Consider the following 12,938-nt stretch of genomic DNA (forward strand, 5'->3'; position numbering starts at 1 on the left):
TGACTCTTATAGTTCAGGGGCCATGCTTCAGCAGGCTACCCCGTTGGATGAACAGGCAAAATACGATGACACGAGGCAATCCAGCCGCATTCCATGATGATTCGGGCCGCTTTGCCCTGACCGCATTTCTATGGCGACAGGTACTCTCGCTCGCCGGCTTCGGGCTCTTTCTGCTGCTTGTGCTGGCCGTTGCAGCACTGGCCACATGGAATGTCGCCGATCCTAGCCTGTCCTTTGCGACTGACAAGGCACCGACGAACATCATCGGCTATGGTGGCGCGATATTCGCTGACCTGATGATGCAGTTTCTCGGACTTGCAAGCCTCCTTGCTCTTTTGCCTGTTCTTGCCTGGTCTTTTGCATTGATCGGAACGCGGTCATTCAACAGGGTGCCGGCCCGTCTTGGCGCCTGGGTTGCCGGAGCCTTTGTTTCCGCCGCCGTCGTTGGCTGTTTCCCACCGCCATTGACATGGCCGCTGCCAAGCGGCACCGGTGGCGTCATCGGCGACATGATCCTGCGCTTTCCCTCGCTTTTCGTGGGCTCCTATCCAACCGGTACCTTTGCCATCGTGCTGGGTGCGGTGTTGTCGATTCCGGCAGTATGGCTGCTGCTTTTTTCAGCAGGCATTGTTGGAACGGCAGACCCTGAGGCGGATGCCGAATTCCCACAGAAGCCTGCAACGCGCGAAAAGGGGCCGACCGCCACCCCCGCCGAGGACGAGGAAGAAGAAGACGATCACGAAGGGCCAATTGCGCTGGCCTTGGGGGCCCTCACGCATAATTGGTACACCGCCCGCGCCCGCGTCAGGCGTCTCATCGGCCTGAAACCGCAGGAGCGAAACCGCCATGGCTTCGAGCAGCCATACGACTTCAATGATGATGAATTCGGCACACTGAACGAACCAGTTCGTCCGAAAGCCGGAACACAGCGCGGACGCGTCGAACCAAGCCTGGAACCGGCAGCACCGGCTGTGCTGGGCGAACGCCGCGCGATCGTTCGCACACCGTCGCTTTCTGCAGATTATGATGAGCCACCCTTTGATATGGACGATGTCCCGCGACCGGCAGGCATCCTGCCCGATGACGAGGACGACTGGAGCCCGAAGCCAGCGCCGGCAAGGCTTGCCGGCGGAGATCGCGCGGCGCCCCGCATTAGTCAACCAGCGGCAAGGCCCAAGCCTGGTGTCCGCGCCGACCGGGATGCACAGGGCAGCCTGCTGAGACCGGATGGTTTCCAGCTACCTTCCGTCCACCTTCTGGCGGAACCGCGCGCAATCGCCCGCGATGCTTCGCTCTCGGCAGATGCTCTGGAACACAATGCTCGTCTTCTGGAAGGCGTTCTGGAAGACTTCGGCGTAAAGGGCGAGATCATCCATGTCCGCCCCGGTCCGGTCGTGACGCTTTACGAACTGGAACCGGCACCGGGCATCAAGTCTTCACGCGTGATTGGCCTTGCAGACGATATCGCGCGATCCATGAGCGCCATTGCCGCACGCGTCGCGGTGGTGCCAGGTCGCAATGCCATCGGCATCGAACTGCCAAACCAGACGCGCGAGACCGTCTATCTTCGCGAACTCATCGGATCGAAGGACTTTGATGGCAACAAGGCGAAGCTTGCCATGGCACTTGGTAAGACGATCGGCGGCGAGCCCGTCATCGCCGATCTCGCCAAGATGCCCCACCTTCTGGTGGCCGGCACCACAGGCTCAGGTAAGTCGGTTGCCATCAATACCATGATCCTTTCGCTGCTTTACCGCCTGCCGCCGGAAAAGTGCCGCCTGATCATGATCGACCCGAAGATGCTTGAACTCTCGGTTTATGATGGGATTCCGCATCTGCTGTCCCCCGTTGTCACCGATCCGAAAAAGGCAGTCGTCGCGCTCAAATGGACCGTCCGCGAGATGGAAGAGCGCTACAAGAAAATGTCAAAGATCGGGGTGCGCAACATTGATGGCTTCAACAGCCGTGTCGAGCAAGCGATGGAAAAGGGCGAGGTGTTGACGCGCACCGTCCAGACCGGGTTTGATCGGCAGACCGGTGAGGCGATCTACGAAACCGAAGAATTCGATCTGCAGCCGATCCCATACATCGTCGTCATCATCGATGAGATGGCAGACCTGATGATGGTTGCAGGCAAGGACATCGAAGGCGCGGTTCAGCGTCTGGCGCAGATGGCGCGCGCAGCCGGAATCCATGTCATCATGGCCACGCAGCGTCCTTCGGTTGACGTCATCACCGGCACCATCAAGGCCAATTTCCCGACCCGCATATCCTTCCAGGTGACATCGAAGATCGACAGCCGCACCATCCTGGGAGAACAGGGAGCCGAACAACTCCTAGGCATGGGTGACATGCTCTACATGGCCGGTGGCGGGCGCATTCAGCGTGTCCATGGTCCGTTTGTCTCGGACAATGAGGTCGAGGAAATCGTTGCCTATCTCAAGACCCAGGGATCGCCGCAATATCTCGATGCCATTACGATTGATGATGACGACGATGAGGATGGCGGCGGCCCGAGCGGTACGGCCAACCTGTCCGAATCCGACGATCCCTATGATCAGGCGGTCGCAATCGTTCTGCGAGACGGCAAAGCCTCGACCTCTTACGTGCAGCGGCGGCTCGGCATCGGCTACAATCGCGCGGCCTCGCTGATCGAACGGATGGAACAGGAAGGCATTATCGGGCCGGCCAATCATGCGGGCAAGCGCGAGATACTCGTGCCAACCGAAGGGGACATCCTGGAGCGTTGAAGGCGCTGGGAACAAAGCCTGAAGGGACGAGTTGCCGCAGCAACTGCAATCCTAAAAACGGCCATGAAGACGCCGCCTTTTTCCGTCAAACACGCAGCATATGAAGGAGTACTGGATGACCAGAAACATCTTTGAAACCGAGGTTGTGCTGCCCGGCCAGACAACGCGCCGGAGCTTCATTCTGGGCGGAGCCGCGATTCTTGCACTTGCAAGCTTCCCGCTGCCAGTAAAAGCCAATAGTGCCGCGCAACAGATTGCCGATCATTTTTCCAGCGTGAAGACCATGATGGGCGAGTTTGTCCAGTTTGGTCCTCGAGGCGAGCAGACCGGCGGCAAGTTCTTCATTGAACGGCCAGGCAAACTCCGCTTCAACTACGAGAAGCCCTCTCCCATGCGCGTCATTGCTGACGGCAAGAACGTGGTGATTGGCAACACGAAACTGAAGACCTGGGATCTCTACCCTCTTTCCAAGACTCCTTTGAGCCTTCTGTTGGCTGACAGGATCGACCTCGGCAATCAGATGGTGCGCGACGTCAAGGAAGAGGCAGACCTGACAACCATCGTTCTCGGCGACAGAAGCTTACTGGGTGATTCGACGATTACGCTGATGTTTGACCCCAAAACCTTCGAACTGCGCCAGTGGACGATCACCGACCTGCAGAACAAGGACACATCGGTGATGATCTTCAATGTCGAAAGCGGAGTTCAGTTCGATCCGAGCGTGTTCGAAATCCCCTATCGGGACGTCCACATGCAAAGGCGCTGAGGCGCGGGCCAGTTCTGTGGAGAAAGGCGGTCTGCTGGGCGTGCGGGCCGCCTTTTTCTATTGCCGAGGCAGATTTTTGCTTAAGTGTGGTTCAACATAGAGGATGAGCCGATGACCTTTTCGATCAGCACCTGGAACATTAACTCGATCAGGCTTCGGCTGCCGATCGTTGAGGATTTCCTGAAGCGCACCGCGCCAGATATCCTTTGCCTGCAGGAAATCAAGTGCCAGAACGACCAGTTCCCGGTCGATGAGCTCACGGCACTCGGCTACAGCAACATCGTTATCCACGGTCAGAAGGGCTATCACGGCGTCGCCATCTGCTCGAAGCTACCATTGACGGAAGACCATCGGCAGGATTATTGCGGCGTGGGAGACAGCCGCCACATCTCGGCAATCTTCCACTGGGAAGGCAGAAGGATACGTCTGCACAACTTTTATGTTCCGGCCGGCGGTGACGAGCCCGATCGGGAGACCAATCCAAAATTCGGCCATAAGCTCGATTTCATCGCGGAAATGAGGGCCTTGTCAGCCTTGGCCGAGCAATGCACGGAAGCCATTCTGGTCGGAGATCTGAATATCGCGCCACTCGAGCACGATGTCTGGTCCCACAAACAGATGCTGAAAATCGTGAGCCACACCCCTGTTGAGACCGAGGGACTGCTGGAGGTCATGCGGCAGGGCCAGTGGGTCGATCTGATGCGCCAGCATGTGCCAGAAAGCGAAAAGCTGTACACCTGGTGGAGTTACCGCGCCAAGGATTGGGCCGCAGCAGACCGGGGACGCAGGCTTGACCATATCTGGTCATCTCCGGGTCTGGCCCCTTTTCTTGCAAGCATAGAGGTCTTGAAGGAAGCACGCGGATGGAACCAGCCTTCCGACCACGTTCCCGTCACAGCCTATTTCGGATGATGGATAGCGGGCGATATATAGCGCACTATGCTACTGGAAGCGCCCGGAAAGTGCGTTTGAGCCTTCGACCAAAGCTGCCAATGTATCCTTGATCCGGCCTTCGACATGCCGAGCCATGGAGGGATACTCCTCCAGCAGCCGGTGAAACAGGCTTCGCGTAATGCGAATGACTTCCGAATCCTGTGTCGCAACAGCGGTGAACTTGCGCTCGACCATGGTGATGAGAGCCAGCTCGGAAAGCATCACACCTGGCCCTACCTCGGTTTCGACCACGCTTTGACCGCTGCGCCCCGTGACAGCAAGTTCGAAGGCACCCCGTATGACCACATAGGCGCATTCGGCGGGTGCATGCTCGCGGAACAGCACCTGACCCGCCGCCACTGTCCGGTGATCGGCCCCGAATGCGATCAGGCGCAACTGATCGGTCTCCATGCCTGCAAACAGAGGAACCTGGGCAAGAATATCGATGTCATCAATCAGCGCCATGGACCAACCCGGGATCAAAACTTAAAACAGGCCAACGGATTATCCGGTGACCTGTTTTCGAATAGCGCAAATCGGACCGGGAAACGACCCTTTCCCTCATGTTTTGTCTCGATCAGGGGACGATCTTGTAACCACCGTTTTCCGTCACGAGGATTTCAGCGTTCGAAGGGTCGCGCTCGATCTTCTGACGAAGGCGATAGACATGGGTTTCCAGCGTATGTGTCGTCACGCCGGAATTGTAACCCCAGACCTCCTCCAGCAGGATATCGCGTGTCACGACCTTTTGGCCTGCGCGATACAGATAGCGGATGATTGCTGACTCCTTTTCGGTCAGCCGGATCTTCTTTCCGTCTTCGGTCGTCAAAAGCTTCTGGCTTGGCTTGAACACATAGGGTCCGACTCCGAATGTGGCGTCCTCGCTCTGTTCGAACTGACGTAACTGGGCCCGGATACGGGCAAGCAGAACGGCGAAGCGGAAGGGCTTGGTGACATAATCATTGGCGCCGGCTTCCAGACCAAGGATCGTATCGGAATCGGTATCATGGCCGGTGAGCATGATGACCGGTGACTTGAAGCCGCCCTTTCTCAGAAGCTTCACGGCTTCTCGGCCATCCATATCCGGCAGGCCGACATCCATGATCAGGAGGTCAACCTGACTGTTCTTGGCCACGTTCATTCCCTTTGTGGCATTCGCCTCCTGCAGAAGAGAGAACTCTTCGTAAAGAGACAACTGCTCGACCAGCGTTTGCCTGAGATCATCATCGTCGTCGACGAGCAGAATGGTCCGCGCAGTCATGCCTCTAATCCTTCCGGTTCTGTTTGCTCTCGTGCCACCTCAGGTCTAAAGCATGCTTGGTCAACCTGATTTTGCCAAGAGATGTAAGTCGATGTGGAACCTGTTGAAGTGCTATGAATACAACAATCTTCACGGACAAGGCAAAATCTCGTGAGAAGGACTGAGCAAAATCGGCGAGACGGCGCAAGGATCGTGGTCCGCAGGGCGCCTTTGCACAAGACACAGGCCATTCTGCAATTCGGCCCGTTGCGGCTCAGGGCGGCCATAGGCCGGTCCGGCATCACAAGCTTCAAGCGCGAGGGCGATGGTGCGACACCGAGGGCATCAATGCCGCTGATGTCCGGCTATTTGCGCGGTGACCGGCTCCGCACCGGCATTCGTACAAGCCTTCCCATGAAGCGGCTGAAATCCGGTATGCTCTGGTGCGACGAACCAAGCCATGCGGCCTATAACCGACCGGTCGCCGCGCCCTTTTCGGCTGGACACGAAAAACTCTGCCGGACTGACGAACTCTACAATCTGTGCATCGTCCTCGACTGGAACATCACGTCACGCAGTCGCGGGCGCGGCTCGGCAATTTTTTTCCATGTCGCGAGACCCGGCTTCACCCCGACCGAAGGCTGCATCGCCCCGTCTCAACGCGATCTGGCCCGTATCCTCCCGTATATGCGAGCGGGGACCCGTTTTACGGTCCTGTAGGATCTGGTTCATCTTCACCAGAAATTGAACCGATCGCCAGATCGCTTCCTCGCGACCAGCAAATCCTGTGTTACCCTTCGCCTCTGAGATGGATGGTCATGGGATTTCGTCATGCTTGCCACACTAGCAATGTTCCTCTCCCTGAGTACGGCCCCGGCCCTGCAGTCTTCCATACGCACGGGGACAACGGAGGTGGATGTGGAGCTGATCCTCGCCGTCGACGTGTCCCGCTCCATGGATTGGGATGAACTGCAGGTCCAACGTGCCGGCTATATCGCTGCTCTCCAGCACCCCGACTTTATCAACGCGATCCAGAACGGCTTGATCGGCCAGATCGCGGTTGCCTATTATGAATGGGCTGGCGGCGTCTATACCGATGCTGTCGTGGATTGGCAGATCATTTCAAACGCCGAGGAAGCGGCAGACTTCGCGGCAAAACTTCAGGCCCACAGCCAGACCGGGCTGCGCGGGACGTCAATCTCCAGTGCGATTGAATTCGGAGCCAACCTGTTCGACCAGAACGACTATCAGGGGCTGCGCCAGGTCATAGATGTATCCGGCGACGGACCGAACAATCGGGGACTGCCAGTTGCTCCCTCCCGCGACAAAGCTCTGTCTGAGGGTATCATCATCAACGGTCTCGCGATCATGATCCGTCCCTCGATGGCCATGGTTCCCCTCGACAAGTATTATGCAGACTGCGTCATAGGGGGCCCCGGCGCCTTTGTCCTGCCGGTAAAGAAAATCGAAGACTTCGCACCGGCCATTCGGCGCAAGCTTGTGATGGAGATCAGTGGGCTCTTGCCGGCCGAAGCCATCCCGGCATCGGTAGAACAGGCGACGGACTGCATGATTGGAGAAAAGATCCGGAACGACTGGGACAATCGCTAAGCCAAGCCACGGTAGCTGGACGAGCAGCCTGGCGGGCTTCAAGGCAGAAACTGCCAATCCTGTTTCAGTGTCGCTGAAGAGATGATCAACAGAATTCCGCCCTGAAAGCTTCCAATGCCACCCCAAAAACCTAGATAAAGAGCTGGAAGCAGGCACATTGCCTGCGTTCTCGACCATGCCGAGCATTTGTCCATGCTATTGGCACCTGAAGATCTGCGATCTTCATTTCAGCACTTATTGTTCAAGGAGATTTCCAAGATGATGGACCAGCCGCACGTAACGCTCAACGATGGCCAAAAGATCCCTCAGGTCGGCCTGGGTGTCTGGCAGACGCCAAATGACGAGGCGGCCCCAGCGGTCAAGGCCGCATTGGTTGCCGGCTATCGTCATGTCGATACCGCGGCAATCTATGAGAACGAAGAGGGCGTTGGCGAGGGCATGCGTCAATCCGGCGTCGCCCGCAGCGACATCTTCCTGACCACCAAGCTCTGGAACACGGAGCAAGGTTACGACCAGACGATGAAGGCATTTGACGCAAGCCTGAAGCGGCTTGGCACCGACTATGTGGATCTCTACCTGATCCACTGGCCGTCACCCCATCGAGGCCTGTTCGTCGACACCTGGAAAGCCTTTGTACGGCTGAAGGAGGAAGGCCGCGCGAAATCGATTGGCGTTTCGAACTTTTATCCCGAGCACCTGGAGAAGATCATCGCGGAAACGGGCGTAGTCCCTGTGCTGAACCAGATCGAATTGCATCCCGACTTCCAACAGAAGGAAAACCGGGCCTTCCACGACAAGCACAAGATCATCACCCAGTCCTGGAGCCCGCTCGGTCAGGGCAAGCTCTTGAGCCACCCGGTGATCACGGGCATTGCCGAAAAGCTGGGCCGCACCCCGGCGCAGGTGATTATCCGCTGGCACATTCAAAGTGGTTTCGTCGTCATTCCCAAATCCGTGACGCCTTCCCGTATCGCGGAAAACTTCAAGGTTTTCGACTTCCAGCTCTCGAACGACGACATGTCGGCACTAATTGCCCTGGATGACAAAAATGCCCGGATCGGGCCTGACCCGATGACCGCAAGCTTCTGAAAACAATAAAGGCGCCGCATGATCTCTTGATCACGCGGCGCCTCCACAAGCAGTTTCGGTCAATGAACCGAATGGCTTACTGCCAGTCGCGGATGTCGACGAAATGACCGGCCACGGCGGCAGCGGCTGCCATGGCAGGCGAGACAAGATGGGTGCGGCCCTTGAAGCCCTGACGTCCCTCGAAATTGCGGTTCGAGGTTGAGGCGCAGCGCTCGCCCGGCTTCAGGCGGTCGTCGTTCATGGCAAGGCACATGGAGCAGCCCGGCTCGCGCCAATCGAAGCCGGCCGCCTTGAAGATCTTGTCGAGGCCTTCGGCCTCCGCCTGTTCCTTGACCAGGCCGGAGCCCGGAACGATCATGGCGGATACGGTGGAGGCAACCGTCTTGCCTTCGACAACCTTGGCGACTTCGCGCAGATCTTCGATACGGCCATTGGTGCAGGAGCCGATGAAGACGCGGTCGATGGCGATATCGGTGATCTTGGTGCCCGGCTTGAGGCCCATGTAATCGAGCGCACGCCACTTCGAGGCGCGCTTGGTCTCGTCCTGGATATCGTCAGGGTTCGGAACGACACCCTGAACCGAGACGACGTCTTCCGGCGAAGAGCCCCAGGAGACGATCGGCGGCAGGTTGGCCGCATCGAGAACGACGACGCGATCGAAATGCGCGCCTTCGTCGGACTTCAGCGTCTTCCAATAGGCGATTGCCTGTTCGAGGGCTTCACCCTTGGGCGCGCGCGGCTTGCCCTTGATATATTCGAAGGTCTTTTCATCAGGCGCGATCAGACCGGCGCGGGCGCCGCCCTCGATCGTCATGTTGCAGACGGTCATGCGGCCTTCCATCGACAGCGATTCGATCGCTTCGCCAGCGAATTCGATGACATGGCCGGTACCACCGGCCGTGCCGATCTCACCGATGATGGCGAGGATGATGTCCTTTGCGGTGACGCCTTCGGGCAACTTCCCGTCGACGCGCACCAGCATGTTCTTCGCCTTCTTCTGGATCAGCGTCTGGGTCGCGAGCACGTGCTCGACTTCAGACGTACCGATGCCGTGTGCCAGCGCGCCGAAAGCGCCATGCGTCGAAGTGTGGCTGTCACCGCAGACAATGGTCATGCCCGGCAGCGTGAAGCCCTGTTCCGGACCGACAATGTGCACGATGCCCTGGCGCTTGTCGGAGGCCGAGTAATACTCGACGCCGAATTCGGCCGCGTTGTTGGCGAGCGCCTCGACCTGGATGCGGCTTTCCTCGTTCTTGATGCCAAGGTGGCGATCCGGCGAGGTCGGGACGTTGTGGTCCACGACGGCCAGCGTCTTCTGCGGGGCGCGGACCTTGCGGCCCGCCATGCGCAGACCCTCGAAGGCCTGCGGGCTCGTCACTTCGTGGACGAGGTGACGGTCGATGTAGAGAAGACAGGTGCCATCATCCTGCTGGTCAACGACGTGGTCGTCCCAGATCTTGTCATAAAGGGTGCGGGGTGCGCTCATGATTGAATTCCATCCGGACTGAGGAAAAGAAAAGCGGGTTTCACGAAAGACATGCCAGTGCCGCACTGCGGCAAAACGCAATCAGCCTCGAAGGCTGGCAAGCGCGCCCGAGATGCGCGAGAAGAAGCGAGCCGGCAGACGCTTGTGGTCCTGCAGGACAAAGGCACTTCGACGCATGACCGCATCCGTTGTCTTCGTTTTCATGGGGTTCCCATACCAAGTTTCCGAAAAACAGGCAATCGGCTAGGCGAAGAAGCGGTGAGAGAGTGGACCGGGCGCAAGCTGGTCGGTTGCCTCAAAATATTTCTGCAAGACCAGCAGCGACACGAGGCGCTCGATCCGTCTGTCACGAAAGGACGCGAAATAGGCATTGGCGTTCCGGACAATCTCGGCGGCGAGGTCAGGACTGCTTTCCAGCATGTCGATTTTTTCTTCAAGATCGGCGAAATCATCCCGAACGGCAACGAAATGGTGCCCCGGCGTGAGGCGCCCTTCCATGAACCAGGTCTCGAAGCGGCTTTGCGGCATCAAGCAGACACTGCCGGAGGCCATGATCCATTTGAGATTGGTCGCAACGTCGAAGCCCTCAATGGAGAGGATGTAACGGAAGCTGAGCTGATCGGCGGGGCTGAGGAAGGGTCGCGGTGACAAACCTTCCTTAACTTCGCCAACATGGCCTACATCGGCGAATGGACTGTCGGCGTGACGTGCAACGAGGGCACGGCGAAGGGGATTGTTGAGGCTTCCCCGCCAGACCACCTTCGGAATCTTTTGGTCCCAGCTTATTCCGTCACGAAATGTCCGGAAATGCCGGAACTTGTCGAGATTGAGCAGGACCGAATTCTGATTGTCCCCGCCAACTGGTCGGCTTTTCACAATCGCGGCCTTGTCCGGGATCGTTGTCACATCTCCATAGATGTAATCGACGCGAAGATCCCGCTCGAAGAAACGCAGATACTGGTCAAAATCGAGAAAGTATCGACTTCTTGAACGATCGATCTTGGAAAGCGGCACTTGCGGTAGAGGCAGCGTGCCCGGTGTCAGGCGATTGTAGTAATTGGCCCGTTCAAACAGAAGGTCGACATCCGGACTATTGCCCAGACCGACCATGATCTCGTCGCGCCATCGGCTGTACCAACTGGCAGGAACCGCATGCCGCGCAATTCCACTGGCATAGTAACCGAGCCGCTGCAGTCCGGCCACCAGGCGGTCAATCGCCTCGACCATTAGCGATACCTCAGGCTCAACCGCGTCGCTCCCGCATCCGCTTCTCAAAGCCGCGCAGCAACAGCGAAAGGCCAATGGTCAGAACAAGATAAACATAGGCCACGATGGAATAGGTCTCAAAGAAACGAAAGGAACCGGAGGCATAGATCTTGCCCATCTGGGTGATGTCGGCAACACCGAGAACCGAGACAAGCGAGGAATCCTTGACCATGGCGACGAAATCATTCGAGAGCGGCGGAAAGATGACGCGAATGGCCTGCGGGAAAACGATGAGCCGGAACCGCTGATAGCGTGACAGGCCAAGTGCCATCGACGCCTCGATCTGCCCCTTGTCGATGGATTGGAAACCCGCACGGAAGATCTCGGCAATGAAGGCCGAATATCCGATCATCAAGGCAATGATGGCACGCCACATCAGCGAGACATCCCGGACCATCATTTGATCGACCCAGCCTCGATCGATCAGAGGCGATAGGATGAGATTGTAAAGAGCCACAAAGCCCGGTGCGCCGACAAAGGCAATGTAGAACAACAGGACCAGAATCGGAATTCCGCGTATGACTTCAATGTAAAAGCGCGAGATCTGCCGGAGGATCAGGCTGTCGGACATGCCGAGAAGGGCCATGACCAGGCCAAGAACGGAGGCGAGTGCGAAACCGACAAGGGTCACGAAAATGGTGACCCAAACACCCTTCGAGACAGTCTGAAAGACCTGCGTATACACATCGCTCAGCACAATCACCAAGCCGAGAGCAACCGCCATGGCAAGGAAGGCGAACAACCACCAGGGTCGGTCGCCTCTGCCGTCGGAACTGGGAAGGGTCTGAAAAGCCATCAGCGCCCTGGCCCATTGTCAGAATTGCTGCAGGGCGTCATTCGCCCATCTTGTAGTCAAGAAACCATTTCTTATTCAGGGCGTCGATCGTGCCATCAGCCTTGAGCGCCTCAATGGCAGCGTTGATTGGCGCCACGAGTTCCGATCCCTTCGGCAAGATGAAACCGAAGTCCTCTGTACCAAGCGGGCCGCCGATCAGTTTCAGGCCACCATTCGATGTGTCGACATAACCCTTGCCGGCTGTACCATCAGTCAGCACCACATCGACGTCGCCGGTCTTCAGCGCCTGGACGGTGGCACCGAATGTTTCAAACAGCTTGATGCGCGGATTGGCCTCATTACCGTCGAGAATGGAGTAGACGGCGGTGTAGAAGGGTGTCGTGCCCGGCTGTGCACCGATCAAACCATCTTCAAAGGCGGCAAAGCTTTCGGCATCCGTAAAGCGGCTTTCCTCTCCACGGACCAGCATGAATTGCTCGGAACGCATATAGGGCTCGGAGAAATCAACCTTTTCCTTGCGGTCATCGCGGATCGTAATGCCGGTCATGCCGACCTGGTACTGCCCGTCGGACACAGCCTGAATCATCGCATCCCAGGAGGTGTTTTGATACTCCACCTTGAAATTCAGCCGCTTGGCGATCTCGTTCATCGCATCATATTCCCAACCGACCTGCTCCCCGGTTTTCGGATCGACGAATTGCAGGGGTGGATAGGCGTTTTCCGTCACGACGACGACTGTCTGGCCACCGAGATCCGGCAGTTCTGCGGCCTGAAGGCTGAAAGGAAAAAACGCAAGGGCGGAAAGACCGGCGAGGAAAGCGCGGCGTTGAAACATGGATGTCTCCTGAATTGTGGCGCTGCGAGAGTGTCACAATTCCTTCTCTTCTGGCAAGGGAACACCGACGGGAAGACCCGATTCATCGAAGGAAATACATGCCTGAGACTACTCGACAAGCCAGAAGAGCAGGGTCGGGTCGACGTTCTCCAGATCATCACGCAGC

At 57.7% G+C, this 12,938-nt stretch carries 13 protein-coding genes; 6 read left to right on the forward strand and 7 right to left on the reverse strand.

What is annotated here, in order from left to right; translation table 11 throughout:
- Positions 1-65 precede the first annotated feature (65 nt).
- From FE840_RS04085 to FE840_RS04095, 3 genes are all read left to right on the forward strand, one after another.
- Positions 66-2,750 (forward strand): FtsK/SpoIIIE family DNA translocase, encoded by a 2,685-nt coding sequence (locus tag FE840_RS04085; protein WP_138286997.1) that lies wholly within the window; start codon positions 66-68, stop codon positions 2,748-2,750.
- Positions 2,751-2,865: 115 nt separating this feature from the next.
- A complete protein-coding gene (locus FE840_RS04090) occupies positions 2,866-3,516 on the forward strand; it encodes an outer membrane lipoprotein carrier protein LolA (RefSeq protein ID WP_171033683.1) in 651 nt (216 codons plus the stop codon).
- A 111-nt stretch (positions 3,517-3,627) separates the two neighbouring features.
- Positions 3,628-4,428 (forward strand): exodeoxyribonuclease III, encoded by an 801-nt coding sequence (locus FE840_RS04095; RefSeq protein ID WP_138286995.1) that lies wholly within the window; start codon positions 3,628-3,630, stop codon positions 4,426-4,428.
- A 30-nt stretch (positions 4,429-4,458) separates the two neighbouring features.
- Here the strand turns inward: FE840_RS04095 and FE840_RS04100 are convergent, their stop codons facing one another.
- Together FE840_RS04100 and FE840_RS04105 are read right to left on the reverse strand one after the other, a co-directional pair.
- Positions 4,459-4,914: a cyclic nucleotide-binding domain-containing protein gene (locus FE840_RS04100; protein WP_138286994.1), complete on the reverse strand. Its 456-nt coding sequence runs from the start codon at positions 4,912-4,914 to the stop codon at positions 4,459-4,461.
- Between the two features lie 112 nt (positions 4,915-5,026).
- The gene (locus FE840_RS04105; RefSeq protein WP_138286993.1) at positions 5,027-5,710 is read right to left on the reverse strand and encodes a response regulator transcription factor; all 684 of its coding nucleotides are present in this window, start codon (positions 5,708-5,710) and stop codon (positions 5,027-5,029) included.
- Between the two features lie 210 nt (positions 5,711-5,920).
- On the opposite strand from FE840_RS04105, the gene FE840_RS04110 reads away from it, so the two are divergent.
- The 3 genes from FE840_RS04110 to FE840_RS04120 all read left to right on the forward strand — a co-directional run bounded on the left by FE840_RS04110 (position 5,921) and on the right by FE840_RS04120 (position 8,389).
- Positions 5,921-6,409, forward strand: a complete 489-nt coding sequence (locus FE840_RS04110) for a L,D-transpeptidase family protein (RefSeq protein WP_246318843.1) — start codon at positions 5,921-5,923, stop codon at positions 6,407-6,409.
- Positions 6,410-6,520: 111 nt separating this feature from the next.
- A complete protein-coding gene (locus FE840_RS04115; RefSeq protein ID WP_138286991.1) occupies positions 6,521-7,300 on the forward strand; it encodes a DUF1194 domain-containing protein in 780 nt (259 codons plus the stop codon).
- A 258-nt stretch (positions 7,301-7,558) separates the two neighbouring features.
- Positions 7,559-8,389 carry an aldo/keto reductase gene (locus FE840_RS04120; RefSeq protein ID WP_138286990.1) on the forward strand — a complete coding sequence of 277 codons (831 nt, stop codon included), beginning with the start codon at positions 7,559-7,561 and terminating at the stop codon, positions 8,387-8,389.
- 76 nt (positions 8,390-8,465) lie between these two features.
- Here FE840_RS04120 and leuC read toward each other — a convergent pair whose 3' ends face one another.
- The 5 genes from leuC to FE840_RS04140 all read right to left on the reverse strand — a co-directional run bounded on the left by leuC (position 8,466) and on the right by FE840_RS04140 (position 12,772).
- Positions 8,466-9,875 (reverse strand): 3-isopropylmalate dehydratase large subunit, encoded by a 1,410-nt coding sequence (gene leuC / locus FE840_RS04125; protein WP_138286989.1) that lies wholly within the window; start codon positions 9,873-9,875, stop codon positions 8,466-8,468.
- 81 nt (positions 9,876-9,956) lie between these two features.
- Entirely contained in the window at positions 9,957-10,079 is a 123-nt protein-coding gene (locus FE840_RS21035; protein WP_281366679.1) for a hypothetical protein, read from the reverse strand.
- 39 nt (positions 10,080-10,118) lie between these two features.
- The gene (locus tag FE840_RS04130) at positions 10,119-11,102 is read right to left on the reverse strand and encodes a glycosyl transferase family 90 (protein WP_138286988.1); all 984 of its coding nucleotides are present in this window, start codon (positions 11,100-11,102) and stop codon (positions 10,119-10,121) included.
- 16 nt (positions 11,103-11,118) lie between these two features.
- Positions 11,119-11,937: an amino acid ABC transporter permease gene (locus FE840_RS04135; RefSeq protein WP_138286987.1), complete on the reverse strand. Its 819-nt coding sequence runs from the start codon at positions 11,935-11,937 to the stop codon at positions 11,119-11,121.
- A gap of 37 nt (positions 11,938-11,974) precedes the next feature.
- On the reverse strand, positions 11,975-12,772 hold the full coding sequence (locus FE840_RS04140; RefSeq protein WP_138286985.1) for a basic amino acid ABC transporter substrate-binding protein: 798 nt from the start codon (positions 12,770-12,772) through the stop codon (positions 11,975-11,977).
- Between the last annotated feature and the right edge of the window lie 166 nt (positions 12,773-12,938).

Source organism: Peteryoungia desertarenae, from assembly GCF_005860795.2.
Lineage (GTDB): Bacteria > Pseudomonadota > Alphaproteobacteria > Rhizobiales > Rhizobiaceae > Allorhizobium > Allorhizobium desertarenae.